Annotated in this window: 23 protein-coding genes; 10 read left to right on the forward strand and 13 right to left on the reverse strand. The window is 74.0% G+C overall.

What is annotated here, in order from left to right:
- Positions 1-115: 115 nt before the first annotated feature.
- Entirely contained in the window at positions 116-1069 is a 954-nt protein-coding gene (locus ABT403_RS23740) for an amino acid ABC transporter permease (protein WP_344162148.1), read from the reverse strand.
- 580 nt (positions 1070-1649) lie between these two features.
- On the opposite strand from ABT403_RS23740, the gene ABT403_RS23745 reads away from it, so the two are divergent.
- From ABT403_RS23745 to ABT403_RS23755, 3 genes are read left to right on the forward strand one after another with little or no spacing between them, the layout of a single operon-like run.
- Complete coding sequence (locus ABT403_RS23745; RefSeq protein WP_344162145.1) at positions 1650-2807, forward strand: LLM class flavin-dependent oxidoreductase; 1158 nt, start codon at positions 1650-1652, stop codon at positions 2805-2807.
- Positions 2804-3805 carry an ABC transporter substrate-binding protein gene (locus tag ABT403_RS23750; protein WP_344162142.1) on the forward strand — a complete coding sequence of 334 codons (1002 nt, stop codon included), beginning with the start codon at positions 2804-2806 and terminating at the stop codon, positions 3803-3805. The genes ABT403_RS23745 and ABT403_RS23750 overlap by 4 nt, the downstream gene beginning before the upstream one ends.
- A 23-nt stretch (positions 3806-3828) precedes the next feature.
- The gene (locus tag ABT403_RS23755) at positions 3829-4581 is read left to right on the forward strand and encodes an amino acid ABC transporter ATP-binding protein (RefSeq protein ID WP_344162364.1); all 753 of its coding nucleotides are present in this window, start codon (positions 3829-3831) and stop codon (positions 4579-4581) included.
- Between the two features lie 86 nt (positions 4582-4667).
- Here the strand turns inward: ABT403_RS23755 and ABT403_RS23760 are convergent, their stop codons facing one another.
- From ABT403_RS23760 to ABT403_RS23780, 5 genes are all read right to left on the reverse strand, one after another.
- Positions 4668-6131 (reverse strand): hypothetical protein, encoded by a 1464-nt coding sequence (locus tag ABT403_RS23760; RefSeq protein WP_344162139.1) that lies wholly within the window; start codon positions 6129-6131, stop codon positions 4668-4670.
- A gap of 448 nt (positions 6132-6579) precedes the next feature.
- Positions 6580-7368, reverse strand: a complete 789-nt coding sequence (locus ABT403_RS23765) for an ABC transporter ATP-binding protein (RefSeq protein ID WP_425580227.1) — start codon at positions 7366-7368, stop codon at positions 6580-6582.
- Complete coding sequence (locus ABT403_RS23770) at positions 7355-8398, reverse strand: taurine ABC transporter substrate-binding protein (protein ID WP_344162136.1); 1044 nt, start codon at positions 8396-8398, stop codon at positions 7355-7357. Before ABT403_RS23770 ends, ABT403_RS23765 begins: the two co-directional genes overlap by 14 nt.
- Before the next feature lie 68 nt (positions 8399-8466).
- Positions 8467-9339 (reverse strand): ABC transporter permease, encoded by an 873-nt coding sequence (locus ABT403_RS23775; RefSeq protein WP_344162133.1) that lies wholly within the window; start codon positions 9337-9339, stop codon positions 8467-8469.
- Positions 9336-10451: an LLM class flavin-dependent oxidoreductase gene (locus ABT403_RS23780; protein ID WP_344162131.1), complete on the reverse strand. Its 1116-nt coding sequence runs from the start codon at positions 10449-10451 to the stop codon at positions 9336-9338. The genes ABT403_RS23775 and ABT403_RS23780 overlap by 4 nt, the downstream gene beginning before the upstream one ends.
- A 516-nt stretch (positions 10452-10967) precedes the next feature.
- Here ABT403_RS23780 and ABT403_RS23785 point away from each other — a divergent pair.
- The 4 genes from ABT403_RS23785 to ABT403_RS23800 all read left to right on the forward strand — a co-directional run bounded on the left by ABT403_RS23785 (position 10968) and on the right by ABT403_RS23800 (position 15374).
- Positions 10968-11516, forward strand: a complete 549-nt coding sequence (locus ABT403_RS23785) for a rhodanese-like domain-containing protein (protein ID WP_344162128.1) — start codon at positions 10968-10970, stop codon at positions 11514-11516.
- Between the two features lie 143 nt (positions 11517-11659).
- On the forward strand, positions 11660-12778 hold the full coding sequence (locus ABT403_RS23790) for a cytochrome P450 family protein (RefSeq protein ID WP_344162358.1): 1119 nt from the start codon (positions 11660-11662) through the stop codon (positions 12776-12778).
- Positions 12779-12816: 38 nt separating this feature from the next.
- Positions 12817-13245, forward strand: a complete 429-nt coding sequence (locus ABT403_RS23795; RefSeq protein WP_344162126.1) for an SRPBCC family protein — start codon at positions 12817-12819, stop codon at positions 13243-13245.
- A gap of 155 nt (positions 13246-13400) precedes the next feature.
- Positions 13401-15374 carry a GTP-binding protein gene (locus ABT403_RS23800; RefSeq protein WP_344162123.1) on the forward strand — a complete coding sequence of 658 codons (1974 nt, stop codon included), beginning with the start codon at positions 13401-13403 and terminating at the stop codon, positions 15372-15374.
- A gap of 18 nt (positions 15375-15392) precedes the next feature.
- Here the strand turns inward: ABT403_RS23800 and ABT403_RS23805 are convergent, their stop codons facing one another.
- Both ABT403_RS23805 and ABT403_RS23810 read right to left on the reverse strand, forming a co-directional pair.
- On the reverse strand, positions 15393-15839 hold the full coding sequence (locus ABT403_RS23805; RefSeq protein WP_344162120.1) for a hypothetical protein: 447 nt from the start codon (positions 15837-15839) through the stop codon (positions 15393-15395).
- 170 nt (positions 15840-16009) lie between these two features.
- Positions 16010-16492 carry a DedA family protein gene (locus ABT403_RS23810; protein ID WP_344162117.1) on the reverse strand — a complete coding sequence of 161 codons (483 nt, stop codon included), beginning with the start codon at positions 16490-16492 and terminating at the stop codon, positions 16010-16012.
- A gap of 347 nt (positions 16493-16839) precedes the next feature.
- On the opposite strand from ABT403_RS23810, the gene ABT403_RS23815 reads away from it, so the two are divergent.
- Positions 16840-17130 (forward strand): DUF6296 family protein, encoded by a 291-nt coding sequence (locus ABT403_RS23815; protein ID WP_344162114.1) that lies wholly within the window; start codon positions 16840-16842, stop codon positions 17128-17130.
- 28 nt (positions 17131-17158) lie between these two features.
- Here ABT403_RS23815 and ABT403_RS23820 read toward each other — a convergent pair whose 3' ends face one another.
- Positions 17159-17731, reverse strand: coding sequence for a dihydrofolate reductase family protein (locus ABT403_RS23820; protein ID WP_344162111.1), 573 nt, complete (start codon positions 17729-17731; stop codon positions 17159-17161).
- 507 nt (positions 17732-18238) lie between these two features.
- Here ABT403_RS23820 and ABT403_RS23825 point away from each other — a divergent pair.
- Positions 18239-19003, forward strand: coding sequence for a CAP domain-containing protein (locus ABT403_RS23825; protein WP_344162108.1), 765 nt, complete (start codon positions 18239-18241; stop codon positions 19001-19003).
- 69 nt (positions 19004-19072) lie between these two features.
- On the opposite strand, the gene ABT403_RS23830 is transcribed toward ABT403_RS23825, so the two are convergent.
- From ABT403_RS23830 to ABT403_RS23840, 3 genes are all read right to left on the reverse strand, one after another.
- Positions 19073-20047 (reverse strand): LLM class flavin-dependent oxidoreductase, encoded by a 975-nt coding sequence (locus ABT403_RS23830; RefSeq protein ID WP_344162105.1) that lies wholly within the window; start codon positions 20045-20047, stop codon positions 19073-19075.
- A 289-nt stretch (positions 20048-20336) separates the two neighbouring features.
- Positions 20337-21254 (reverse strand): non-homologous end-joining DNA ligase, encoded by a 918-nt coding sequence (ligD, locus tag ABT403_RS23835; RefSeq protein WP_344162102.1) that lies wholly within the window; start codon positions 21252-21254, stop codon positions 20337-20339.
- A complete protein-coding gene (locus tag ABT403_RS23840) occupies positions 21251-21874 on the reverse strand; it encodes a DNA polymerase ligase N-terminal domain-containing protein (protein WP_344162099.1) in 624 nt (207 codons plus the stop codon). The genes ligD and ABT403_RS23840 overlap by 4 nt, the downstream gene beginning before the upstream one ends.
- Positions 21875-22083: 209 nt before the next feature.
- Here ABT403_RS23840 and ABT403_RS23845 point away from each other — a divergent pair, with 209 nt between their 5' ends.
- Complete coding sequence (locus ABT403_RS23845; RefSeq protein WP_344162096.1) at positions 22084-24573, forward strand: MDR family MFS transporter; 2490 nt, start codon at positions 22084-22086, stop codon at positions 24571-24573.
- 45 nt (positions 24574-24618) lie between these two features.
- Here the strand turns inward: ABT403_RS23845 and ABT403_RS23850 are convergent, their stop codons facing one another.
- Positions 24619-25503, reverse strand: a complete 885-nt coding sequence (locus ABT403_RS23850; RefSeq protein WP_344162093.1) for a glycosyltransferase family 2 protein — start codon at positions 25501-25503, stop codon at positions 24619-24621.
- Positions 25504-25601 lie beyond the last annotated feature (98 nt).

Consider the following 25601-nt stretch of genomic DNA (forward strand, 5'->3'; position numbering starts at 1 on the left):
CCGTCATGCCGGAGGGGAGAGGCCGCCGATGTGGTTTCTGCGGCGTAAGTTAGGCAGCCCGGAGAAGGGGTGTCAACGGCCTCGATATCGGAATGCGTGAATGCGCCGGGCGATTTCATCCGCCGTACACAGAACGCCTCTTGGTGAAATGAAAAGGCTTTCGGCCGGAGTCCGCGCGCGAGGTGCCGCGTGCGTAATACCGCTCCACGTAGTACTGGCCGGCGCTCAGCACGGTGGTGACGGCGACGTACCAGAGGGTGGCGACCAGCAGCAGCGGGATCACCTGGTAGTTCTGGTTGTAGACCAGCTGGACCGAGTACAGCAGGTCGTGCACGGCCAGCACGCTGACGATGCTGGTGCCTTTCAGGGTGCCGATCAGCATGTTCCCGGCGGTCGGCACGATCGAGCGCATCGCCTGGGGTACGACGATCCGTCGCAGGGTGCGCGGCCGGCTCAGGCCGAGCGCCTGCGCGGCCTCGGTCTGGCCGGGATCCACGGAGAGGATCCCGCCGCGCACCACCTCGGCGGCGTACGCGCTCTCGTGCAGGGTCAGGCCGATGACGGCCGTGAGGGTCGGGCCGAGCAGGTTCACCGTCCGGACGCTGAACAGCTCCGGGCCGTAAGGGATCCCGAGGCCCAGGGTGGGGTACAGGGCGCCGATGTTGAACCAGAAGAGCAACTGCACCAGCAGCGGCGTTGAGCGGAAGATCCAGACGTATCCCCAGCTCAGTGTCCGCAGGACCGGGCTGTCGGAGAGCCGCATCACGGCCAGCACGGTCCCGGACAGGAAGCCGAGCACCATCACCACGGCGGTCAGCCACAGGGTCAGCAGCAGACCGTGCAGTACCGCCGAGGTGGTGAAGTACCGTCCCACCACGTCCCATTGGAAGGCGTCGTTGAGCAGGACGGAACGCACCACGAGCGCGAAGACCAGCAGCGCGGCGGCGGCGGACACCCGCCGGCCCACCCGTCGGCGCGGCACGATGCGCGGTGGTTCGGCCGCAGAAGCCGCGCCGGGCTCCGGCGCCGGTGCGGCGGTGGTGGGGGAGACGTGGGAAGGGGCGGCCATGGAGGCCCTCCAGTCGGGGGATCGCGGCGTGGATGGGGTGGGTCCCGGGAACCCCGTGCCGTCACGCGCGCCGCGTCCCTCAACGCGGCCGGAAAGGGCCCTCCGCGCGGGGCGGGGCCTTTCCGCCGCCGATCGTATGCGCCTGCGGCACGGCCCTGTCAACCAGGCGCGGTCCGGAGGTCCGGGGCCGTCCGGGATCCGGGCCGTCGCTTGACGAAGACCATCGTGTACTGCTCAAGTAGTCATATGAACGCCCATCAGCGCCTGGTCTCGCGCGGCCACATCGACTTCGGTCGGGTGTGGTCCGCCGCGTGTCGCGGCTGATGCGGCAGCGGGCTGCCTGATCGGCCCTTCCCTCCCTCGGTGACCCCGTCGCGGGCCGAGAATCCCCCGTGCGCCACTGCCGCCCGCCGGCCCGGTGACCCGCGCCCGGACGCGCGCTGCCCGCCGCCCGTTCCCCGATGCCCCGCGTCGTCACACCCGTACCGTCTCCGCGCACCCGTGTTCCCCCGGCCGCCGTACGAGCCGGCGTCCACCCCTGCCCGCCCGCGCACCACCGCCCCCTGTGAAAGGCCACCCCATGCCCGTGGAATTCCTCGGCATCGCCGCCACCAACGACGGATCCGAGACCACCGCCCGATCCGGCGCCGCCTTCGACAAGGACTACACGCTCCGCCTCGCCCGGGCGCACGAGGACCACGGCTGGGACCGCGTGCTGTTCGCCTACGGCTCAGGATCCCCCGACCCCGCCCCGGCGGCCGCGTACATCGCCGCCCGCCTGGACCGCCTCCAGCTCCTGCTCGCCCACCGGCCCAACGTCTCCTACCCCACCTACGCCGCCAAGACCTTCGCCACCCTCGACCGGATCAGCGACGGCCGGCTGGCCGTCCACTTCATCACCGGCGGCAACGACCACGAACAGGGCCGCGAGGGGGACACCCTCACCAAGGACGAGCGCTACGCCCGCACCCGGGAGTACATCCGGATCGTCAAGAAGATCTGGACCACCCACGAACCCTTCGACCACGAGGGCGAGCACTACCGCTTCCACGACTTCGTCAGCGACGTCTTCCCCGTACAGCAGCCGCGCCCGGCCGTCTCGTTCGGCGGCTCCTCACCCGCCGCCTACGCCGCCGGCGGCGCTGAGGCGGACGTCTACTGCCTCTGGGGGGAGCCCCTGGAGAAGACCGCCCAGCAGATCGAGGCCGTGAAGGCGGCCGCCGAGGCGGCGGGCCGCACCGACGTCCCGCGCATCCAGGTCGCCTTCCGCCCGATCATCGCCCCGACCGAGGAACTGGCCTGGGAGAAGGCCCACCGCACCCTGGGCGCCATCCGCCGCCGGCGCGAGGCGGCCCCCGCACGAAACCCCCGGGGCGGGGTCACCCAGACCTCCGCGCCCCAGAACACCGGCTCGCAGCGGCTGATCGCCATAGCGGAGGCGGGGGAGCGCTACGACCGGGCACTGTGGACGCCGACCGCCGCCGCCACCGGCGGCGCGGGCAACTCCAACGCCCTGGTCGGCACCCCCGAGACGGTCGCCCAAGCCCTGCTGGACTACTACGACCTCGGCGTCGACATCCTCTCGGCCCGCGGCTACGACCTGCTGGACGACGCCGTCGACTTCGGCCGCCACGTCATCCCGCTGGTCCGCGAGGAGGTCGCGAAGCGCGACGCCGCGCGCACGGCCGCGCACGCGGTGTCCGAGTCCCGCCCGACCCCGGCGGCGGTGCGAGGATGAGCTCCGCCGACCGCACCCCCCGGCACACGAGAGCCTTCGCGAAGCTCCCCGGGACCAGGACGACCGCCCGGCGGCGCGCCGCCGCGACGCTCGCCCTCCTGCCCCTCCTGGCCCTGACCGCCTGCGGCTCCGGTGACACGGCCCCGGTGCCCGCGGGCGCCCAGGCCGCCTCCGCACCGGCCGACGACCCGGTGGCCGGCGTACGGACCGTCGACGCCATCGCCTCCCTGCTCCCCGACGACGTCCGCCGGACGGGCACGCTGAGGATCGGCAGCTCGATTGGATCCCCGCCCTCGGCGTACTACCCGAACGGGCAGGACAAGCCGCCCGCCGGCCAGGACATCGACATCGCCGACGCGGTCGCCAAGGTCCTCGGCGTGAAACCGGAGCGGCAGGGCGCCTCGTTCGAGACGATCCTGCCCGCGCTCGGCAGCGGCAAGTACGACCTCGGCACGGGCAACTTCGGCGTCACCGCCGAACGCCTGAAGACCGTCGACTTCGTCACCTACATCAACGACGGCCAGGGCTTCGCCGTCAAGACCGGCAACACCCGGCTCACCACACGGATCACCGACCTCGTCCAGCTGTGCGGACTGACCGTCGGCACCGGAGCGGGCACGACCTTCGAGAAGACCCTCACCGCCCAGCAGGGCGTGTGCGCCGCCGCCGGCAAGAAGCCCTACGAGGTCAAGGTCTTCTCCGACCCCGGCGCCGTCACCACCGCCCTCCAGCAGGGCCGGATCGACGTCGTCATGTCGACGATCAACGGCCTGCGCCACCAGGCCGCGCAGCCCGCCGCCCGGACCACCTTCCTGGGCGAGTACCACCGCCTCGACGTCGGCTTCGCCTTCAAGAAGGACTCCCCGCTCACCCGCGCCGTCCAGGCGGCCGTCAACGAGCTGATCAGGAACGGCACCTACGCCGCGATCCTCAAGAAGTGGGGCACCACCGCCTCCGCCGTCGAGACGTCACAGATCAACCCGGCCGAACACCCGTGAGGAGACAACCCGTGAACGACGTCATGGTCGACGTGCGCGGCGTCCACAAGAGCTTCGGACCGCTGGAGGTGCTGCGCGGCATCGACCTGACGGTCCGGACCGGCGAGGTCACCGTCATCCTCGGCCCCTCCGGCTCGGGGAAGTCCACCCTGCTGCGCACCATCAACCACCTGGAGAAGGTCAACCGGGGCTGGATCAGCGTGGACGGCGACCTCATCGGCTACCGCAGATCCCGCGGCAGGCTCTACGAGCTGAAGGAGAAGGAGGTGCTGAGGCAGCGCACCCGCATCGGGTTCGTCTTCCAGAACTTCAACCTCTTCCCGCACCTGACCGTCCTGGAGAACCTGGTCGAGGCCCCGGTCTCCGCGCTGCGGCGCCCCCGGCGGGAGGCGGAGGCGACGGCCCGCCGGCTGCTCGGCCGCGTAGGGCTCGCCGACAAGGCCGACGCCTATCCCAGGCACCTGTCCGGCGGACAGCAGCAGCGCGTGGCCATCGCCCGGGCACTCGCCCTCGAACCCAAGGTGCTGCTCTTCGACGAGCCGACCTCGGCGCTCGACCCGGAACTGGTCGGCGAGGTCCTGGACGTGATCAAGGACCTCGCCCGCGCCGGAACCACCATGATCGTCGTGACGCACGAGATCGGATTCGCCCGCGAGGTCGCCGACACCGTCGTCTTCATGGACGGCGGAACCGTCGTCGAACAGGGCCCGCCCGCCTCCGTGCTGGACGCCCCGGAGCACCCGCGCACCCGCGCCTTCCTCTCCAAGGCCGTCTGACCGCCCCCGACGCAGACCGGCCCGCCGGCCGCGGGGGCTGACGGGCCGGTCCGGCACACGGCCGGGGAACGCGGGGCGCGCCCCGGTCAGCGCCTGGAGATGCGCACCACTCCGGTTTCGGTGCCCTGGTAGAGGGTGCCGTCCGGGGCGGCCGTCCCCCGCATCTGGAGCGGGTTGTAGACCAGCCCGATGCCCAGGAAGGAGCTGGCGAGCTGGGCGCCGCTGGCCGGGTCGATGACCGAGTGGTGGTACCGGGCGAAGGTGTTGACGCCGGCGCTGCCGGTCGGCCCGGTGACGGAGACCGTGTAGATCTTCCCGTCGGCCAGGGAGAGCCGGGGCAGCGCCGCCGACTTGACCGGGCTGTTCCACACCACGGAGCAGCCCGTCCCCTCGGCGTTGACGTCGACCCGGCTGAGACCCCCGTCGAAGTCCGCCGAGGACGGCTGGCTCGCGGGCGCGCCCTCGGGCAGCGCCGGGTAGGGGTATCCGTAGGTGTTGGTGACGAAGACGCTGCGGCCGGAGGCGATGACGGCGTCCTCGGTGCCGCTGCGGGCGTACTGGGTCAGCACGGGGATCCGGCACACCGGCTCCGGCCCGCCGGCCGCCCGGTAGACGAGCAGGTTCGCGTGCGGGGCGGCGTTGTCGACGATGGTGACGTACTCGGTCCCCAGGCCCGGCCCGAAGAAGGCGGGGGTGGTGCCGGTGCCCCAGCTGAGCTGGCCGGGCTTGCGGGCCGGGCCCCGGTCGTACGGCGCCCGCCAGTCCACGACGGGGGTGCCGTCGGGGGCGGCGGACAGGAGGTAGAGGGCGTGGTCGGTGGCGACGGCCGTGCGGCCGGGAACGGTGGAGATGCTGTTCTGAACGCCCTCACCGGTGCGGATGCCGCGCACCGCGCCGGTGCCGGTGTCGACGGTCCCGATCACCCCGCCGCTCGTGGCGAACCAGACCCTGCCGTTCCAGTCGGGGGTCAGGCCCACGATGTCGTCCCCGGCGGGGACGACGTCGCCCAGCGGGGTGGACTGGTCGATCCGCAGCTCCCAGCCGGAGCCGGAGCGGTGGTGGCCGACGCGGACGAGGGTGTTGTTCCCGTCGACGACGACCAGACGGTCCTCGTTGTCCAGGTAGGCGTAGACGCCGCCGAAGAGGCTGCCCTTGGGCAGGGCGAGCGAGGCGAGGTCGGCCCCGGTCCCGGGATCGAGCAGGTGGACGGTCGGCGTCCGGCCGAAGATGGTGGTGCACAGGGCGATCACGTAGCCGTCGCCGCCCACGACGACGGTCGGGCAGGCCGAGGCCAGCGCCGTCCGGGAGTAGTCGATGCCGGAGGTACCCGGCCCGGGATAGGCGGTGGTGCCGCTGGAGGCGCTGTCGCCGTGCATGGTCGCGGCGCCGTTGGCGGCGGTGAACGGGTTCTGCGGTGCCTGCGGGCCGTACGGGGAGGCGGGGGGCGAGGCCGTGGCGGGGGCCGCCGTCAGGCCGCCGGCGCCGAGGGTCACGGCGAGGGAGAGGGCGAGCGCGGCGAGGCGCCCGCCCGTGGGCAGGGAGAACGACATCAAGGGGTCCTGGTCCTCGGGACTGAAAGGGGCGGAGGAGCGGCCGTACGCGCCCGGCGGACGGGCCGACGTCCCGTGGACGGTGCGGCGTACGGGAGCGGAACCGGCCGCGCGGCGCGGCCCGGATGGGTGCCGGTGCTGCGCCGCCGGGCCGGCGCGGCGGCGGCCGATGGTGCGGGCGCGCCCGTGGTTCCGGGTGGCGATCGCCCACGGAACGGCTCTGACGTGACGTTAGCCGCCGTCCGTGCGATCCGGATCTTCCCGGGACCGCTTGCCACGGGCTGTTCATCCCGTTCACGTTCCCGCAGCACGCGCGCAACACGAGGCCGGTGGAACCCCTGTTCGGTACGGCCGCGGAGACCTGGTACGGCCACTGAGACCCGGTACCGCCGCGGGGACCCGGCGCCGGCCGTGCCCCCGCCGCCCCGGTGCGCGGACGCGGAACGCCTCAGCCGCGCATGGTCCGCGCCAGCCGCCCGCGCAGCCGGGCGAACTCGGGCGAGGCCCGCAGCGCCGGGACGTCCGTGTCCGGCTCCCGGGGCAGCCCCACCGCGAGCTCCGCCACCACCCGCCCGGGTCCCGCCGCCATGACGAGCACCCGGGAACCGAGGAGGACCGCCTCCTCCGCGGAGTGGGTGACGAACAGCACCGTCGTGCCGAGCCGCCCGGCCAGGGTCCGTACCTCCTCCTGGAGCCGCTCCCGGGTCAGGGCGTCGAGCGCGGCGAACGGCTCGTCCATGAGCAGGAGTCGGGGCTCCGCCGCCAGAGCCCTGGCGATCGCCACCCGCTGCTGCTGACCGCCCGACAGCTCCCACGTCCGCCTGCCCGCCATGCCGGGCAGTCCCACCCGTTCCAGCAACTCGTCGATCCTGCCCGGACGTTCGGCGCGCGGTACCCCGAGCCGGGCCAGTGCGAAGCCGAGGTTCCCGCCCACCGTGCGCCAGGGGAACAGCCGGGGCTGCTGGAACACCACCCCGGCCCCCGCGCCCGGCCGGGGGTGTTCGCCCCGGACCCGGGCACGGCCCGACGCCGGCCGTTCGAATCCCGCGACCACGCGCAGCAGACTGGTCTTGCCGCAGCCCGACGGCCCGACCAGGACGACGAACTCGCCCGCGGTGATGCGCAGGTCCACGCCCTCAAGGGCCGTGACCGGCTGCCTGATCGACCCGTACCGGACCGAGACACCCGCCAGGTCGACGACCGCCTCCCGGGCTTCGGCCACCTCAGTTCGCGGCACGGCCGAGCTCCTCCACCGCGAGCGCCCGGCCGAACGCGGCCTCCTCCGGGACGGAGTCGACCGCCTTCTGCCCCTTGAGGAACACGGCCGCGTCGTGCAGGTTCGCCGCGAGCCTGCCGGGGGCGCCCGGGGTGCCCAGGTAGTCGGGGCCGGTCTGCTCCTTCGCGCTGAGCAGCACCAGTTGCGACAGCTGCCGCTTCGCCTCCTGCGCGGGAAGGCCGAGTTCGGCCCCGATGGACCTCGCGGCCTCGTCGGGCGCCGTGCGGGCCTGGGCGACGGCGGAGTCCTGGGCCTTGATCCAGGCGGTGACCACCTCCGGGTGCTTGGCGGAGAAGGCGTTCGTGACCACGCCCAGGTCGGCGGTGGGCTTGCCCTGCCGGGCCAGCTCGCGGCTGGTGACGAGCACCTTGCCGTCCTTCGTCAGTTCACTCAGCGTCGGCGTCCACACGTAGGCGGCGTCGATGTCCCCGCGCTTCCACGCGGCGAGCGCGTCCTGCGGCTGGAGGTCGATGATCTGCACGGCCGACGGCTCGACACCGGCGGCGGCCAGCGCGGCGAGCAGCGAGTAGTGGGCGGTCGAACCGAAGGGCGTGGCCACCTTCCGGCCCACCAGCTCCTTGACCGAGCCGATCGCGGACCTGGCGACGAGCGCCTCGTTGTCCCCGATGAGGTCGTGGATCCACACCACCTTGTACGGGATGTTCAGCGGCGAGGACAGGCCCTTGGTGACGGGGCTCGACCCGGCCAGGCCCAGGTCGACGGCGCCGGCGATGACGGCCGTGTTGACGTCGCCGCCGGACTCGAACTTCACCCACTTCACGTCCACGCCGGGGAGCGCCTTCTCCAGGAGCTTCTGGTTCTTCACCACCAGGTCGGCGTTGGGTATCGCCTGGTAGGCGATCCGTACGGTGGTCCGCCCGGCCGGGCCGCCACCCGAGTCGCCACCACCCCCGCAGGCGGTGGCGGCGGTGGTCGTCAGGGCGATGGCCGCGGCGAACAGGAGGGTGCGGCGGGACGGGCGAGCGGGCATGGACGGACTCCGGTCTGAGGTCGGACGAGGTGAAGGCGGGAGGGGGAGAGGGGAAAGGGGGGTGCGGATCACGTGCGGCCGCGCCAGGGCACCCCGGTCCGCTCGGCGATCCGCAGGAGCGCGTCCAGCACGATCCCGGACAGGCCGACGGCGAGGATGCCCGCGATCACCAGCGCGGTCTGGTTGTAGCGCTGGGCGTCGCGGATCATGCCGCCGATCCCGGGTACGCCGTTGACGGTCTCCGCCGCCACGACCGAGGTGTAGGCGACGCCGACGGCGATGCGGATGCCCGTGAGGATCTCGGGCAGCGCCGAAGGCAGCCGCACGGACAGCAGCAGCGACACCGGTCCCGATCCCAGGGCCCGCGCGGCCTCGACGAGTTGGCCGGGGACCGTGCGCACCGCCGCCGCGGTGGCCGCGGCGATCGGCGGCAGCGCCGCGATCACCAGGAGCCAGATCTTGGGGGCCTCGTCGATGCCGAACCAGATGACGAGCAGCGAGAGGTACGCCAGCGGAGGCAGCGTCCGCAGGAAGGTCACCGCGGGTTCCAGGACGACGGCCAGCGGCCGGACCGTACCGATCAGGAGGCCCAGCGGCACCCCGGCCAGTACGGCGTACGCGGAACCGGTCGCGATCCGTCCCAGGCTCACGCCCAGGTGCTCGATCAGCAGGTGGCCGCCGTAGCCCCGTACCCCGTCGTGCACGGTGGAGGCGAGGACGAACTGGCGCCAGACCTCGCCGGGCGAGGGGACCAGGACCCGCGGCCACACCCCGGCGGACACCACCGCCTGCCAGGCGGCCAGGAGCACCGCGAGCGCGAGGGTCCGCAGCGCGCCCCAGCGCAGCGCCTCGCGCAGGCGGCCGGCCCGGGGGGCGGCCGGATCCCGGCCGGGCGGCGGGAGGCGGTCGGGTCCGGCGGCCGTCCGCGTGAGGGTCGTCATGCGGCGTCCGCCCCCGTCAGGGCGCGCAGGCGCGGGGCCACTTCCTCGCCGACGCGGTACGCCTCCTCCAGGTGCGGGTAGCCGGAGAGGACGAACTCGTCGATGCCCAGGGCGTGGTACTCGGCGAGGCGTCCGGCCACCTCGTCGTGCGAGCCGACCAGGGCGGTCCCGGCGCCCTCGCGGACCAGGCCGATGCCCGCCCACAGGTTCGGTGTGACCGTGAGGCGGGCGGCGTCCGCGACCCCGCCGTGCAGCGCCGTCATCCGGGCCTGCCCGGTGGAGTCCATCGCGGCGAACCGCTCCTGGCTGGCCCGTACCGCCTCGGGATCGATCCCGGAGAGGATCCGGTCCGCCTCCGACCAGGCCTCGGCGGAGGTGTCCCGGGTGATGACGTGCAGCCGCAGCCCGAACCGCAGGGTGCGGCCGGCCGCACCGGCCCGCTCCCGCAGCCGGGCGACGCGTGTGGCGACGGCGGCGGGCGGCTCGCCCCACAGCAGTTGTACGTCGGCCTGCCGTACGGCGACCTCCTCGGCGGCGGGGGACGCCCCGCCGAAGTAGAGGGGCACCGGGTGGCGCAGTTCCGGATCGGTCAGGCGGGCGCCCTCGATCCGCAGGTGGGCCCCGTCGTGATCGGCCGTCCCGCCCTCCAGCAGGGTGCGCAGGACCGTCATGACCTCCTCGGTCCGGGCGTAGCGGGCGTCGTGCGCCAGCCGGTCCCCGTACGCCCGCTGCTCGGCGGGGTCGCCGCCCGTCACCACGTTGAGGGCGAGCCGCCCTCCCGCGAACCGGCGGAAGGCGTCCGCCTGTTGGGCGAGCAGTGTGGGGCTCGCGAATCCGGCGCGGAACGCCACGAGGAAGCCGATGCGGGTGGTGTGCTGCGCGAGCGCGGCGGTGAGGATCCAGGGATCCACGCAGCCGAGACCCACGGGGGTGAGCAGCGAGTGGAATCCGGCCTGTTCGGCGGCCCGCGCCACCTGGGCCAGATAGGGGATGTCCGCGGGCCGCCGGGTGGCGGCCCCGGTACGGCCCTGGACGGCGGTGACACCGCCGGGATCGCGGCCGTCCCCGCCGGTGGGCAGGAACCAGTGGAGCAGGAGGGGGTGGTGCGGCATGGGAGGTCCTCGTCGACGCGGCAGCATGACACGCGAGGCCGCCGTCGCAGGACGGTGACACGTGTACACGCGCGGGAGGGGAGCGTTTCGGAACGCGCGGGGGACGGGCTGTGGCCCGTGCGGTGTCAGAAGCGGCGGATCAGCGGATCAACAGCCGGACGCACGGGAGACGGCGGCCCGACACAGCATGGTCGATACACGCAGCAGATCCACGTGACGACGCGATACGAGTACGGGGGCCATGGCCGCATCCTGTCGGCGCGCCGGGTGGCACGCAAGCACCGTCCGAATCCTGGACGATATCGTTCCGAGTCGCGGACATCCGGGTGTGCGGAGGGGAGTTGTTGCCACACCGTGTCAGGTTCGTGGCAGTCGGGTGAGTTCCCGGCCGCGGGCTCCGTCCGTCCCCCGCACCTCTGGCAGAGTGCCTCATCTCCGGCCCTCACCTCCGGCACGTGCCGCCCCCTCGTGGCGGCGGCCGCCCCTCCTTCCCCCTCCGCAAGGACGCGTTCCGCTATGACCGTTCCCCGCGCGCTGGCAGTCGCCGAGGCGCAGTCGCGCCTCGGCGCGCTGACCGTCGTCGACGTCCGCACCCCCGGCGAGTTCGCGACCGGCCATCTGCCGGGCGCCCTCAACGTGCCCTTCGACCGGCTCGCGCAGAGCGCACCGCGACTGAGGGAGGCCGCCGAAGAGGCGCCCCTCCTGGTCGTGTGCGCGTCGGGCGCGCGTTCGGACAAGGCCGTCACGGAGCTGGCCGTCCACGGCATCGCCGCCTCCGGTCTCACCGGCGGCACCCGGGCGTGGGCGGCGGCGGGCCACCCGCTGGAGCGCCCTGCCGGGCCCGCCCGGCGGGTCTGGGCGCTGGAACGGCAGGTCCGCTTCACCGCCGGCGGCCTCGTGCTGACCGGCCTGCTCCTCGGGCTCCTCGTACATCCGGCCCTGCAACTCCTGTCGGCGGCCGTCGCGGCAGGCCTGGTCGTCTCCGCCGTCACCGACACCTGCGGTATGGCGGTCGTTCTGGGCAAGCTCCCCTTCAACCGCCGGGGCGCGCGAACCGGGGCGTGAGCGCGGCCACCTCCACTGCTCCGACCGGCTATTTTGTGAGGAGTCAAGGCCGGTCGCACGGAGAGGTGTCGGGCGTGGGTCCGTTCAGCACGACAGGCGGCGCCCTCCAGGACCCCTACGCGGCGTACACGGAGTACGCGGCCATGCGGTCCGCCTGTCCCGTGCGGCCCGTGCCCGCCGGACCGGGCGGCCGCGTCACCTACCTCGTCACCGGCTACGCGGAGGCCCGGAAGGCCCTCGCCGATCCCCGGCTCTCGAAGGACACGGCCGCCTTCTTCGCGGGCAGGGAGTCGGGCCGCCGCCCGCATCCGGCGGTGGCCCACACCATGCTGGCCACCGACCCGCCCCGGCACACCCGGCTGCGGAAGCTGGTGACCAAGGCGTTCACGACCGGGGCCGTCCGCGCACTGCGCCCCTTCATCGCCCGGGCCACCGACGAGCTGCTGGACAGCTGGCCCGCCGGTGAACCCGTCGACTTCGTCGCCCGGCTGGCGGTGCCGCTGCCGGTCCTCGTGATCTGCCGGCTGCTCGGCGTGCCGCGGGCCGACGGGCCCGCGGTCCGGCGCTGGTCCGCGGAGCTGTTCGCGGAGGGAGAGCCCGCCGTCATCGACGCGGCCTCGCACGCGATCGCGGGCTACATGACGGACCTCATCGCCGCCAGGCGCCTCGACCCCGGCGACTCGCTCCTGGACGGGCTCATCTCGGCCCGCGACGGAGAGGACCGCCTCAGCGAGGAGGAGCTCGTCTCCCTGGCCGTGCTGCTGCTCGTGGCCGGTCACGAGACCACCACCAACGCCCTCGGCAACGCCCTCCTGGCGCTGCTCCTGCACCCGGCCGCGCTGGAACGCCTCCGGGAGGATCCGGACGGGATCCCCGGCGCGCTGGACGAACTGCTGCGCTTCGACCCGTCCGTGAGCACGGCCACCTTCCGCTTCACCACGGAGCCCGTCGCCCTCGGCGGCACCGAGATCCCCGCCGGTGTCCCGGTCCTGGTCGCGCTGGGGGCCGCCAACCGGGACCCGGCCCGCTTCCCGGCGCCGGACCACCTCGACCCGGACCGGGACGCCGCCGCCCATCTCGCGTTCGGGCACGGCGTCCACCGCTGCCTGGGCGCCCCCCTGGCCAGGGCCGAGCTGGAGATCGTCCTGCGCGCGGTGCTGACCCGGTTCCCGGCCATCCGCCTCGCCGTACCGCCCGAGCGCCTGGAGTGGCGCAGGACCCGTCTCGTCCGGGGACCGGCCGCGCTCCCCGTCATGACGTAGGCCACGACCGCCCCGGGACCCCACGCACTGGAGGAGAAATGAACCGTCGCGTCATGAGCGCCGCCCTGAGCGTCCCGCTCCCACCCGAAACGGCCTTCCGGCTCTTCACCGCCGAGGGGGAGCGGGACTGGGTGCCGGGCTGGGAACCCGTCTTCCCCGTCGAGACGCCCGACGACACCGAGCCGGGAACCGTCTGGCTCACCTCGTCGGACGGAGAGGAGACCACCTGGCTGGTCCTCTCCCGCGACTTCCCGACGTCGGTCTCCTACGCGCGGATCACTCCCGGCGTCCGCGCCGGAACGGTCACCGTCGCCCTGGCCGCGACCGAGGCGGGCAGCGAGGTGACCGTCACCTATGACATGACGCCCCTCACCCCGGCCGCCGCCGAGGCGCTCGACGCCTTCGCCGCCGGCTACCCGGCCTTCATCCGCTCCTGGTCCGAGCTCATCACCGCCCACCTCGGGTGACGGGTCCGCCCCGGAAAACCCGTGGAAAGACCCTCCGCCGGTATGCGAACGTGCCGGGGAAAGCCCAGCGCCACCCTCAAGGAGCCGACCGATGCGCCGACCGTTCATGTCCCCCACGAAAGGAACGATCATCCACCTGAAGGACATGACGCTCTGTGCGACCCACGCCACACACGCTGAACCTGGGCATCCTGGCCCACGTCGACGCCGGTAAGACCAGCCTGACCGAACGGCTGCTGTACGCGGCCGGGGTCATCGACGAGATCGGCAGCGTCGACGCCGGCAACACCCAGGCCGACAGCCTGGAACTGGAACGCCGTCGCGGCATCACCATCAAGTCGGCCGTGGTCAACTTCCCGCTCGGCAGCGGGGAGACGGCGGTCTCCGTCAACTTGATCGACACCCCCGGACACCCCGACTTCATCGCCGAGGTGGAACGCGTCCTCGGCGTCCTCGACGGCGCCGTGCTCGTCGTCTCCGCGGTGGAGGGCGTGCAGCCGCAGACCCGCGTCCTGATGCGCACGCTGAAGCGACTCTCCATTCCCACCCTGCTGTTCGTCAACAAGGCCGACCGGGCCGGCGCCGACCTCGCCCGCGTCCTGCGGGAGATCGAGGGCGGGCTCGCCGTGCCGGTCGTCGCCATGGGACGGGTCAGCGCGGGCCTCGGCACGAAGAAGGCCCGGATCGCGTCGTCCACCGGGGACGACCCCGCCTTCACCCGGCGGCTCCTCGACGTCCTCACCGCCCACGACGACGACCTGCTCGGCGCGTACGTGGACGACGAGGCCTCCCTCCCGTACGCCCGGCTGCGGGCCGCGCTCGCCGAGCAGACCCGCAGCGGGCTGGTGTACCCGGTGTACGCCGGCTCGGCCGTCACCGGCGCCGGCGTCGACGGCCTCGTCGAGGGCATCAGGGAACTGCTGCCCGTGGACCGGGGCGACACCCGCGGGCCGCTGTCCGGCAGGGTGTTCAAGGTGGAGCGGGGAGAGGGCGGCGAACGGATCGCCTACGTCCGGCTGTTCTCCGGCGAACTCCGCGCCCGGGAACACGTTCCGGTCGCGGGCACCCCCCACAAGGTCACCGGCCTGGCCGTCTTCGACCGGGGCACGGCGGTGCGCCGTACGGTGGCGCGGGCCGGGCAGATCGCGACGCTGCGCGGCCTGCCGACCGTCCGGATCGGGGACGTGGTGGGCCATGAGCCCGACGGCCGCCCGTACGGCCGCGTCTTCGCCGCGCCCTCCCTGGAGAGCGTCGTGACGCCGGCCTGCCCTGACGGCGCCGGGGCCCTGCACGCCGCCCTCGCCCAGCTCGCCGAGCAGGACCCGCTGATCGGCCTGCGCCGGGACCCCGACGGCGGGGCGCTCTCGATCTCCCTCTACGGGGAGGTGCAGAAGGAGGTCCTCGCGGCCACCCTCGCCGAGGAGTACGGGATCGAGGTCTCCTTCCGCGAGACGACGCCGATCTGCGTGGAGCGCGTCACCGGCACGGGAGCCGCCTGCGAGGTCCTCGACCACGAGGGGAACCCGTTCCTGGCGACGGTGGGGCTGCGCGTGGAGCCGGCCCCGGCCGGCAGCGGCGTCCTCTTCCGCCGGGAGGTCGAGCTCGGCTCGCTCCCTCTGGGCTACATGCGGGCCGTCGAGGAGACCGTGCACGTCACCCTGCGGCAGGGCCTGGCCGGATGGCAGGTGCCCGACTGCACGGTGACCATGACCCACTCGGGCTTCTGCAGCATCCGCAGCACGGCCGGCGAGTTCCGGGCACTGACCCCGCTCGTCCTGATGTCCGCGCTGCGGCGGGCCGGGACGGTGGTGCACGAACCGGTGCACCGGTTCCGCCTGGAGTTCGCCCAGGACGCGTACCCGGCGGTCGCGCTCGCCCTGGCCCGTCACGGAGCCCTGCCGGGCACCCCGGTGCCACGGGGCGACGCCTACGTGGTCGAGGGCCACCTGCCCGCGGACCGGGTGCACGGCCTGGAGCGGGAGCTGCCCGAGCTCACCAGCGGGACGGGCGTCCTGGAGACGGCCTTCGACCACCACCGCCCGGCCCGGACCGTACGCGTCCGGGAACGGACGGACCACAATCCGCTGCACCGGGAGGAGTACCTGCTGCACGCGCACCGCAGGATGTGAGAGGACGGGGCGTCTGCGTCACCTCTGGAAGACCGGGCCCGGGCGTGCGTCGCCCGACCGGCTCTCACCGCCGTGGACGACGCCTCCGTCGGAGGTCCTGGTGACGTCCGTGGGAGCCGTGTCGGCATCGTGGGAACCGCCTGAGCCGCCGAATATGCCGTCCCCGGGGACGTGGTCGCCGCCGCCCGCGCCCCCGGTGGGCGGCCGGCTGTCGCCTCCGCCGGCGTTCTGGCCGTCGCCCCAGGCGGGAGGCGCGCTGTCGCCGCCGGCGGCGTCGTGGTTGGTCCTGCTCAGGTTGCCGAACGTGCGCAGGGCGTCGAAGAACGGGTTGTCGTCGTCCGTGGCCACGCGGGTGGCGGGCCGGGAGGGGGCCGCGTGCGCGGCGGTCGTGGTGAGGGCGACACCACCCGTGGCGAGGGTGGCGGCGATCAGGAACGGGGCGAGACGGCGGGCCGTGATCGACATGACGGAGGACTCCTTGCGGGGCGAGTGGGCCGAGGCCGAGTGGGCCGGGGTCTCCATTGGGCCCCGGAGCGCGGCGTCCGGTCACGGCCCGGAAACGCGTGGCTTGACAGCCCCGCGCGGCCCCTCTTCCCCCCGCTGCGGCCCGCGCCGGGCCACCGCGCGGGACGCGCCTACGCCTCCTCGGCCGCGGTCTCACCGCGGGACGCGGCCGCCCGCCTTCTGCGGTGGACCACCACCGCGCACACCGCGAGGAGGAGCAGGGCCACGGCGGACACCCCGAGGGCCGTCCGCTCGGCGAAGAGCCTCCCCAGTACTTCGAGCACGCCGAGCCCCGCGGTCGCGTAGATCAGTGCCCAGGCCGCTCCGCCCAGGAAGAGGGCGGGCAGGTAGCGCGGCAGCGGCATCCGCATGCTGCCCGCGAGGAAGTTGGCGGCGGTCTGGAAACCGACGGTCAGGAACGAGACGGCCACCACGGGCGCGCCCCAGCGCTGGATCGCCCGCTCGGCGCGACGGAACTTCGCCGAGGAGATCCGTTCGGCGAACCTGCTGCGGCGGGCACCGGCCGCGGCGAGCCACCCCACGGCGAACGTCCCTCCGGCACGGAGCAGGACGATCACGTAGAGGGTTCCGGCGGTGATCGCGACCTTATCCACGGCGGCGCCCCGCCCCGTGCCCCGGCCCGGGACCCAGCGGGTCCGTCACCCGTACGGGCGTAGCCGCCCCTGCGGGCGCACGACGCGCACCAGCCCGGTCACCCGCTCTCACCTGCACCCTGCCCCTGCCCGTTCCGTCCCATGGGTCGCCACCTGCGGCACCGAACCCGAACCTACACGGCCGCACGGCGCAAGCAAGGTAAGCCTAACCGAACGTGCGGGCGGGGGTACAGGGTGCGGGGCCGTGGACCGAGCCGCCCCCGACGCCGCCGCCCTGCCCTGCGGGAGACCCCGCTCGCCGGCCGTGTCGGCGGCTCGACGGCGGGCCCGGTCACTAGCCTGGTTCCATGACTCCCGCGTCCCACCCCGCCCCGGACCGGTACACCGTCGTCCTGCGCCCCGGCCCGCCCGGTGTCCAGGACGCCAAGGGCCACGACGCGGTCCTGCGCACCGCCCGGGTCACGGCCACCGGCGCGACCGGTGTCTCCGGCTACCCGTGCTACGAGGGGGAGGGGGTCCGGGCCGAGATCGACCCCGAGAGCCGCGCCGTCGAGGCGGTGACCGTCGACGGCGAGGAGCTCCCGTACGGCTGGATCGCCCAGCTGACCGACGACGACCCCGGCCGCCCGCGGACCTGACGCCGCAGGCCGCGCGACCGGCGGCGGGTCAGCGGACGACGTCGAAGACCTGCTTCTGCAGCCCGTTGGCGTAGGCCTCGTGCTCGACGAGCTTCAGCTTCTGGGCGTCCTTGTCGGTGGTGCTGAAGAGCCGCTTGCCCGCGCCGAGGAGGAGCGGGAAGACGAGGAGGTGGTAGCGGTCGATCAGGCCGGCGTCCGAGAGGGCCCGGTTCAGCGTGGCGCTGCCGTGGACGATGATCGGGCCGCCCTCGGTCTCCTTGAGCGCGGCGACCTCGTCGAGCGAGCGCAGGATCGTCGTCTCGCCCCAGTCCTCCACGAGGTCGTCCTCGGTGAGGGTGGTGGAGACGACGTACTTCGGCATCACCTTGTAGTCGGCGAACTCGGCCATGCCGGGCCACACCGGGCTGAAGGCCTCGTAGCTGGTGCGGCCCAGCAGCATCGCGGTGGCCTCCTTCTGCTCCGTGCCCTTGATGGCGAAGGCCTCGGGAAGGAACTCGATGTCCTTGAAGGTCCATCCGGCGTTGCGGTAACCGGGCTCGCCGCCCGGCGCTTCGACGACGCCGTCGAGCGAGACGAAAGCGGTGCTGATCAGGGTTCGCATCTGAGGTCCTCGGTGTCTTGTGCGGCGATCGCCGACGGATCCGGCCGGTGCCCGTCGTCCGTCTCGCGGCCGCCGCGCACCTGTCATGATCTCTGACCGCCGGTCGCGGCGAAACTCATCGGTCCCCGGTTGCGTGACATGAGACACAGCGCGCGCGGCGGCGCGAAAGGCGCGGGGAGATCGTCCAGGCGCCTTCATTTCGCCATTTGTCCGCGTTTGCCACGGACATATCGCACTCCACCAGAAACGGAATTGTCGATTTTCGTTGGCCCCTGCCCAATGTGGCTGATGAGAGGCGGTTCCGGCGGTGTGTCAGGTCGGCCCCGATGCGGCCGGCGCGGCGCCATGCACGATCTCGCGGCCCGTCCAAGCCGGGGCACGGAACCCGCCCGCCACGCACGCGGTCCGGCTTGCCATCCCGCTGCGGGGCTTCTCAGAATGACGGCTCCTCCGGCGCCCTCGCGGTCCCGGCGCCGGAAGCTTCGCGATCACCGAGTGAGGTCACGCATGAGGAAGCACCGCAAGAAGACGCACTACAGGAAAATAGCCGTCGCCGTCGGCGCGCTGGCCGTCGTCGGCGTTCCCACCGCCGCCATGGCCTGCCTGGGCCCCCAGGACACCCGTCCCGCCCGCAGTGCCGCCGCCGCGCCCTGGCAGGACCCCGCCCTCCGGGGCGCGCAGGCCCCGGAGGGCGTGCAGACCCCGGCCGAGATCCCCGACGCCGTGCCGCCGGCGCCCACGGAGCCCGTCGCCGGGCAGCCGGCCGGGCAGCCGGCCGAGCCCGTCGTCGACACCGCGCCCCCCGTGGCGCCCCGACCGGCCGCGCCCCGGCCGGCTGCGCCCCCGGCCGAGCCGTCGGCCGCGCCCCCGGCTCCGCAGGCCTCCGGAGCGCCGTCCGACGCCCAGGCCGAGGTGCTCGCGCTGGTCAACCAGGAGCGGGCCGCCGCCGGCTGCCCCGCCGTCACCGTGAACGCGAAGCTCACGAAGGCCGCCCAGGACCACAGCGCGGACATGGCCGCCCACGCCGACATGTCCCACACCGGCTCCGACGGCTCCGACCCGGGCCAGCGCATCACCCGTGCCGGATACCAGTGGCAGACGTACGGGGAGAACGTCGCCTACGGCTACAGCACCCCCGCACAGGTCATGGAGGGCTGGATGAACAGCCCCGGCCACCGGCGGAACATCCTCGACTGCTCCTACCGGGAGATCGGCATCGGCCTGGCCCAGCCGGGCCAGTACTGGACGCAGGACTTCGGCGCCGCGCGCTGACCCTCCGGAGCGCGGGGCGCCGGATCCGGGACCCGTCCCCGGTCCGAGGCCCCGCGCCCGGGCGTACTCCTACGCCCCGTACTCCTTCGTGATCAGCTCGTACGAGCGGACGCGCTCGCGCAGGCCGTAGACGGGCGTGGTCAGCATCAGCTCGTCCGCTCCGGTCCGCTCCGCGAGTTCCCGCAGCCGGCTGACGACGACCTCGGGCGTGCCGACCGCCTGCTGTGCCCGGAAGCCCGCCAGGGCCGCCCGCTCCTGCTCCGTGAACGCGTGCGCGGCCGCCTCCCCGGGCGTCGGGAAGGGCATGTCGCTGATCCCCTTGAGGAGCCCGGCCTTGATGACGTCCATCGGGCCGACGAGCCGCCGGGCCTCCTCCTCCGTCTCCGCGCACACCGTCTCCACGCACAGCAGCACCCGCGGCCGCTCGCACCAGCGCGACGGGGTGAACGCCGCCCGGTAGGCCTCCAGGACCGCAGGGGTGTTCTCGGGCCGGATGTGGTGCGCGACGGCGACCGGCAGCCCGAGCTCGGCGGCGAGGCCCGCCCCGGCGGTGCTGGAGGCCAGCAGCCAGGGCTCCGGGAGCGGGCCGAGCGCGACCTCGTCGACCAGGAAGGACAGGACCGCGGCCACGTCGTCGCGGTACTCGGCGTCCGTCGTCGGCCCGGCCCCGCGGCGCAGCGCCCGCGCGGTGGCCTCGTCGAAGGTGCCGGGGCCGCGGCCGATGCCCAGGTCGACGCGGTCCGGGTGCAGGGCGGCCAGCGTTCCGAACTGCTCGGCCAGGGACAGGGGCGCGTGGTTGGGCGCCAGCACTCCGCCGGAGCCGAGACGGATGGCCGAGGTGGAGGCCGCGGCGTGCGCGGTGAGCACGACCGGGGGGAAGGCGCCGATGGCGGGGGAGTGGTGGTGCTCGGCGTACCAGATCCGCCGGTATCCCAGCCGCTCCAGCTCCTGAGCGAAGGCCGCGGTGTCCCGCAGGGTGTCCAGGGCGCGGGTGCCCGTCTGGACCATCGCGACTTCGAGTGCGGAAAGAGGTATCTCGACCATCCCGTCAGCATAGGGATCACGCGGCGGCCGGCGGTCACGGTGATCCTTTTCGCGCCACGCGGCGGATCCGGCGTGCCGTGCGGCGAACCGGCCGCAGTAAGGAGTCGTGCCGCGCGCGCCCGCGCACATTGACGCGATCGCGACGGGCCCGGCGACCGGCCCCGCCGTCCGGCGCCGGGGGCCGCGTCAGCCGGTCCCCAGCAGCTCCTCGGCGCCGTTCTTCGACAGTCCGACCAGGAGGAGTCCGCCGTCGCCCGGGGTGTGCGCACGGTCGTGTGCCGTGGCCGGGTCATGGCGGCGGGCCCTTCTCTTCGCGGGTCAGTGCGGTGAGCAGGCTGCGGGGCCTTCGCAGGGAGCGGGGCCGGGGAGCGTCCCGCCAGGGGTCGTCCGCGAGCCAGTCGTCGACGGTGGCGAGGGTCCGGCGGCGGGAGGTGAGGTCCGGGTCGTCGAGTTCGCTCCAGGCCAGCGGGGCCGCGACGGGGGCCCCGGGGAGGGCGCGGACGGCGTAGGGGGCGACGGCGGTCTGGGCGTAGGCGTTGCGCTGGACGTCGAGGTACAGGCGGCCCCGGCGGGCCTTCTTCCGGGCCTCGGTGGTGAACCGGTCGGGTTGGCGGGCGGCCAGGACGCCGGCGACACCGCGCGCGAAGGCGCGTACGTCGTCGAAGGGCGCGCGGCGGTCGAGGGCGACCACGACGTGGAGGCCGCGCGAGCCGGTGGCCATGAGCGAGGCCGGCAGCTCCAGCTCGTCCAGCAGCCGGCGGAGCCCGCGGGCGGCCTCGCGTACCGGGGCGAAGTCCTCGTCCGCGGGATCGAGGTCGAACACCAGCCGGTCGGGACGGTCCGGCCGGTCGGCCCTGGACAGGAAGCGGTGCGGGGTGATGCAGGCCTGGTCGGCGAGGTAGCGGAGGGTCGCGGTGTCGTCGCAGACCAGGTAGGTGACGGTGCCGCCCTCCTTGGGCAGTTCGGCGCGGTGGATCCAGTCCGGGAAGTGGTCCGGGACGTCCTTCTGCAGGAAACCGGGGCCGTCGGTCCCGTCGGGGTGCCGTTCCAGCATGAGGGGCCGTCCCCGCAGGTGGGGCAGCATGCGGCGGGCGACCGTGCGGTAGTAGCCGGCGAGGCCGGCCTTGGTGATGCCGTCACCGGGGAAGAGCACCTTGTCCGGGCGGCTGATCCCGACGGCGTGGCGGCCCGTACCGGGGCGGGTCACGACCGCCCACCCGGGCGGGCGTCGGCGGCGACCTGGCGCAGGGTCCGGCCGGTACGGACCGACCGCGCCCGCCGGGGGTCGGGCGTGCCGGAGGCGGAGGCCCGCCCGTCGTCGTGCTTGACCAGCAGCCAGGCCTCCTTCCCGCCGCCCTTCGTGTCGCGGATGCGGGTGAGGGAGTAACCGCCGTGCAGCTTGCGCCCGTCGAGCCGGAACGAGGCGTGGCCGCGCTCCAGCCCCTCGGTGAGCGGGATCTCGTGACCGTCGTGGTCGGAGGTGGCGTTGCGGTACGTCCCCTGGTCCCAGACGATCACCGTGCCGCCGCCGTACTCGCCTTCCGGAATCGTGCCCTCGAAATCGCGGTACTCCAGCGGATGGTCCTCGGTCGGGGTCGCGAAGCGCTTGTCGTGCGGGTCGTTCGAAGGGCCTTTGGGCACGGCGAAGGACTTCAGTACGCCGTCCGCCTCCAGCCGGAAGTCGAAGTGCATGCTGCTGGCGTCGTGGATCTGGACGACGTACGAGGCCTGCCCACCGGACGGCTCCCCGGGCCGGCCCTCGGGCTCGGCCGTCCTGGAGAAGTCACGTCGCCGGTGGTAGCGGGCCAGCGGACCGGCGGCCGTCATGGCATCCTCCTCACACCGTCGGGCGCCCCGTCAAGGCGCCTACCCCGCTTCGCCGCCGTCATCCGCGGCGCGCACCCCGGCCCCCTGGACGCCCGCCAAGTCCACCGGCCCCTCGGGCCAGCCCTCAGGTCTCGCGGTCGAGGGCCGGCGGACGGCCACTGTTGGGGCCCGGGTCCATTCCCGCCGGACAGTTGGCATACTTCGTCACCGTGGACCAGTTGATCGCAGCAGACCCGACCCACATCGGCCCGTACCGTCTGATCGCCCGGCTTGGCGAAGGCGGTATGGGCCTGGTGTATCTCGGCCGTTCCGAGGGCGGCCGCACCGTCGCGGTGAAGGTCGTGCAGGCCGAACACGCCGGGCACCCCGAGTTCCGCAGGCGCTTCGCCCGCGAGGTGGCCGCCGCCCGGCGGGTCGGCGGGGACTGGACGGCCGCGGTGCTCGACGCCGACCCGGAGGCCGCCGTGCCCTGGGTGGCGACGCAGTACATCCCGGGCCCGGACCTGCGCACCGTGGTCGCCGAGGACTTCGGCCCGCTGCCCGAGTACTCGGTGCACACCCTCGCCAACCGGCTCGCCGTCGCCCTGCGGGCCGTGCACGAGGCGGGCCTGATCCACCGTGACCTGAAGCCGTCCAACGTGCTCGTCACCGTCGACGGCCCCCGCGTCATCGACTTCGGCATCGCGCGGGCGATGGACACCCTCACCGGGGACAGCCTGCACACCCGTACCGGCATGCTCATCGGATCCCCCGGCTTCATGTCCCCCGAGCAGGTCCGCGGTCGCGAACTCACCCCCGCCAGCGACGTCTTCTGCCTCGGCGCCGTCCTCGTGTACGCCTCCACCGGCCGGCTCCTGTTCGGGGCCGCCGACTCCGGGCTGAACGCCCACCTCTTCCGGGTCGCCGAGGAGGAACCGGACCTCACCGGCGTCCCGCAGCCGCTGACCGGCCTGGTACGGGCCTGCCTGGAGAAGGACCCGGCCGCCCGGCCGACCCCCCGGGAGATCGCCGAGCGGACGGCCGTCGCACAGGCGGAGGAGTGGCTGCCGGGCACGATCCTGGCACAACTCGGCCGCCGCGCCGCCAGGTTGCTCGACTGGGCCCCCGAGACCCCCGCCGCGCGACCGGACCCCCGCATCCCGTCCGTGCCGCGCCAGCACCAGCCGGTGGCCACGCCGCCGCCCCCGTACGCGCCCACGCCCCCGCCCACGCCCCCGGTCGCGGTCGCGGAGCCCTCCGTCCCCGCACGGGGCTTCGGGCCGCCCCCCGCCGCCCTCCCCGACCCGGCGGCACCGCACCCCAGGCGGTGGTGGGCCCTGGGCGTCATAGCCCTGACGCAACTGCTGGTACTGCTCGACCTGGTGGGCTTCAGCACCGCCCTGCCGACCGTCCAGGCCGATCTCGCCTTCTCCGACGACGGGCTGAGCGCGTTCACCGTCTACGCCGTCGCCTACGCCGCCCTGCTGCTGCCCGGCGGGTACCTCTGCGACCTCGTCGGCGCCAAACGAACCCTGATCATCGGCCTGGCCGGCTTCGCGCTGGCCTCCGCGCTCTGCGGCACGGCCCTCGAACCCTCCCTCCTGATCGCGGCACGCGCCCTCCAGGGCGCGTTCGCCGCCCTGCTGACACCGTCCACCCTGGCCCTGGTGTCCACCGGTTTCACCGACCCGAGGGAACGCGCCCGGGCCTTCGGGGTCTACGGGGCGGTCGCGTTCGGCGGCGGGGCGCTCGGCCTGCTCACCGGCGGCTGGCTCACGGAGCTGGCGTCCTGGCGCCTGTCCCAGTACGCCACCGTGCCGCTCGCGGCGCTCGCGCTGACCGGAGCGGCCACCCTGCTGCCGGGCCGCCCGCCCGGCGACGGCACGCGCTCCGACCCCCTCGGCGTACTGCTCGGTTCCGCCGGAGTCGCCGCCCTGGTCTACGGCACGGACGAGGCCGGGCAGTTCGGCTGGACCACCCCCCTGGCACTGGGCGTCGTCGCGGTGGGCGTCCTCCTGCTCGCGGCCTTCGTGTGGCGGCTCACCACGACGGCCGGCGCCCCGCCGGCCGACCGCCCCGGCGCACACCGCGACCGCCTCGGCAGCGCCCTGACGATGGTCCTGACCGGCGCCGGCTTCCTGGCGCTGCTCCCGGCCCTCGGCATCTACACGCAGTACGTCTTCGGCTCCGCCCCGGGGATGACCGGGGTGCTGGTCCTGCCGCTGGCCGTCGCGGCCGTCATCGCCGCCACGCAGGTCTCGGGACGCCTCCAGGACCGCGTCGCTCCCCGCGTGCTGATCGCGTCGGGACTGGTCAGCGCCGCAGCCGGGATGTTGCTCCTCGCCGGTGTCGACTCCGGCAGCGCGTACGGGCCCGGTATGGTGCCCGGCATGCTCCTCGCCGGTTTCGGCGGCGGTCTGGCCTTCGGGCCGCTCTTCGCCACCGCCACCTCCGGCATCGCCCCGCAGAGCTCCGGCGCGGCCTCGGCGCTCGTCGTGATGGCGCAGCAGGTGGGCGAGGCGATCGGCGCGGCACTCCTCGCGGCCTTCATCAGCGCTCGTGTGGCCGACTCGTCGGAGGACACCCAGTCCGAGCAGCTGATGCACGGCTACGGCGACACCCTCTGGTGGGCGGGCGGCTCCCTCCTGCTGGCGGCACTGACCGCCGCCCTGCTGATCAAGGCCCGGGCGCCCAGGGAGTCGGCCTCCGACATCCGGTAGCCGGCACCTCCGCCCGCGGGCGCAGGGGTACTTCGGCCGTCGGCGTCACAGGAGCGGCGGGCGGCCGGCGGCGGTCAGGCGGAGGACGGTGCGCCACTTCATCGGGCGGCGGTCCTGCGCGCGGCGGCCCGCCCACCCTTCGCGGAAACCGCGCAGGGACTCCCGGGCGCCGCCCCCGCGGACGGCGCGCAGGGCGGTCGCGCCGGTCCACACGAGCAGGTACGCGGGGATGAGGGGGGCGGGCAGGTTGCGGTAGGCCACCCAGACGCGGTTGCGGGCGGCGAGGCGGTGGAAGAGCGCGTGCCGCGAGGGCTGGGTGAGGGGATGGTGCATCCGGAGCCCGGCGGCGTACCAGCCCGTATGCCCCCGGTCCCACAGGCGTTGGGCCAGATCGAGGCCCTCGTGGTAGAGGAAGAACGCGTCCGCCCAGCCCCCCACCTGCTCGAAGGCCGCGCGCCGGACGAGGACGACCCCTTCGGTCATCGTGGTGATGGTGCCGGGCCGCCCGGGGCTGCCGGTGCGCAGCCGAGGGACCCAGCGGCGCGGGGTGGTGGTGTCGTCGGGGCCGGTCAGGCGGGGCTGGACGTAGGCGGCCCGGGGGTGTCGCCCGGCTTCGGCGACCAGGCGGGCGAGGACGTCCGGCCGGGGGAAGACGGCGTCGTTGTCGAGGAAGAAGAGGTGGTCCGCCCCGTGGCCGTCCTCGGCGAGCGCACGGGCACCGGCGTTGCGGCCGGCGGGGATGCCGAGGTTCTCCGGGAGGGTGAGCGTCCTCGCCCCGGTGGGCACGACGGCGGGGCTGCAGCCGTTGCCGACGACGCAGATCCGCAGCTCCACGCCGGTCTGCGCGAGGAGGGAGGCCTGGGCCGCCGCCTCTTCCGCCGGCCGGTCGTTCATGGTCAGCAGCACGATGTCGACGCGGGGCAGGGACATGGTGTCCTCCTCGGGAGCGGTGCCGGTGCACACGGCCGGGGTCCGGCCGGGCCTGGGCGTTCATGATGCCGGTACGGGTACGGGGGACGAGACCGGTC

This window comes from Streptomyces sp. NPDC000075, assembly GCF_040301925.1.
Lineage (GTDB): Bacteria > Actinomycetota > Actinomycetes > Streptomycetales > Streptomycetaceae > Streptomyces > Streptomyces polychromogenes.

Excerpts from the sequence above, each read along its gene's own strand:
- ABT403_RS23740 (WP_344162148.1), bottom strand. The coding sequence starts at position 1,069 with ATGGCCGCCCCTTCCCACGTCTCCCCCACCACCGCCGCACCGGCGCCG.
- ABT403_RS23745 (WP_344162145.1), top strand. The coding sequence starts at position 1,650 with ATGCCCGTGGAATTCCTCGGCATCGCCGCCACCAACGACGGATCCGAG.
- ABT403_RS23750 (WP_344162142.1), top strand. The coding sequence starts at position 2,804 with ATGAGCTCCGCCGACCGCACCCCCCGGCACACGAGAGCCTTCGCGAAG.
- ABT403_RS23755 (WP_344162364.1), top strand. The coding sequence starts at position 3,829 with ATGGTCGACGTGCGCGGCGTCCACAAGAGCTTCGGACCGCTGGAGGTG.
- ABT403_RS23760 (WP_344162139.1), bottom strand. The coding sequence starts at position 6,131 with ATGTCGTTCTCCCTGCCCACGGGCGGGCGCCTCGCCGCGCTCGCCCTC.
- ABT403_RS23770 (WP_344162136.1), bottom strand. The coding sequence starts at position 8,398 with ATGCCCGCTCGCCCGTCCCGCCGCACCCTCCTGTTCGCCGCGGCCATC.
- ABT403_RS23775 (WP_344162133.1), bottom strand. The coding sequence starts at position 9,339 with ATGACGACCCTCACGCGGACGGCCGCCGGACCCGACCGCCTCCCGCCG.
- ABT403_RS23780 (WP_344162131.1), bottom strand. The coding sequence starts at position 10,451 with ATGCCGCACCACCCCCTCCTGCTCCACTGGTTCCTGCCCACCGGCGGG.
- ABT403_RS23785 (WP_344162128.1), top strand. The coding sequence starts at position 10,968 with ATGACCGTTCCCCGCGCGCTGGCAGTCGCCGAGGCGCAGTCGCGCCTC.
- ABT403_RS23790 (WP_344162358.1), top strand. The coding sequence starts at position 11,660 with ATGCGGTCCGCCTGTCCCGTGCGGCCCGTGCCCGCCGGACCGGGCGGC.
- ABT403_RS23795 (WP_344162126.1), top strand. The coding sequence starts at position 12,817 with ATGAACCGTCGCGTCATGAGCGCCGCCCTGAGCGTCCCGCTCCCACCC.
- ABT403_RS23805 (WP_344162120.1), bottom strand. The coding sequence starts at position 15,839 with ATGTCGATCACGGCCCGCCGTCTCGCCCCGTTCCTGATCGCCGCCACC.
- ABT403_RS23815 (WP_344162114.1), top strand. The coding sequence starts at position 16,840 with ATGACTCCCGCGTCCCACCCCGCCCCGGACCGGTACACCGTCGTCCTG.
- ABT403_RS23820 (WP_344162111.1), bottom strand. The coding sequence starts at position 17,731 with ATGCGAACCCTGATCAGCACCGCTTTCGTCTCGCTCGACGGCGTCGTC.
- ABT403_RS23825 (WP_344162108.1), top strand. The coding sequence starts at position 18,239 with ATGAGGAAGCACCGCAAGAAGACGCACTACAGGAAAATAGCCGTCGCC.
- ABT403_RS23830 (WP_344162105.1), bottom strand. The coding sequence starts at position 20,047 with ATGGTCGAGATACCTCTTTCCGCACTCGAAGTCGCGATGGTCCAGACG.
- ABT403_RS23840 (WP_344162099.1), bottom strand. The coding sequence starts at position 21,874 with ATGACGGCCGCCGGTCCGCTGGCCCGCTACCACCGGCGACGTGACTTC.
- ABT403_RS23850 (WP_344162093.1), bottom strand. The coding sequence starts at position 25,503 with ATGTCCCTGCCCCGCGTCGACATCGTGCTGCTGACCATGAACGACCGG.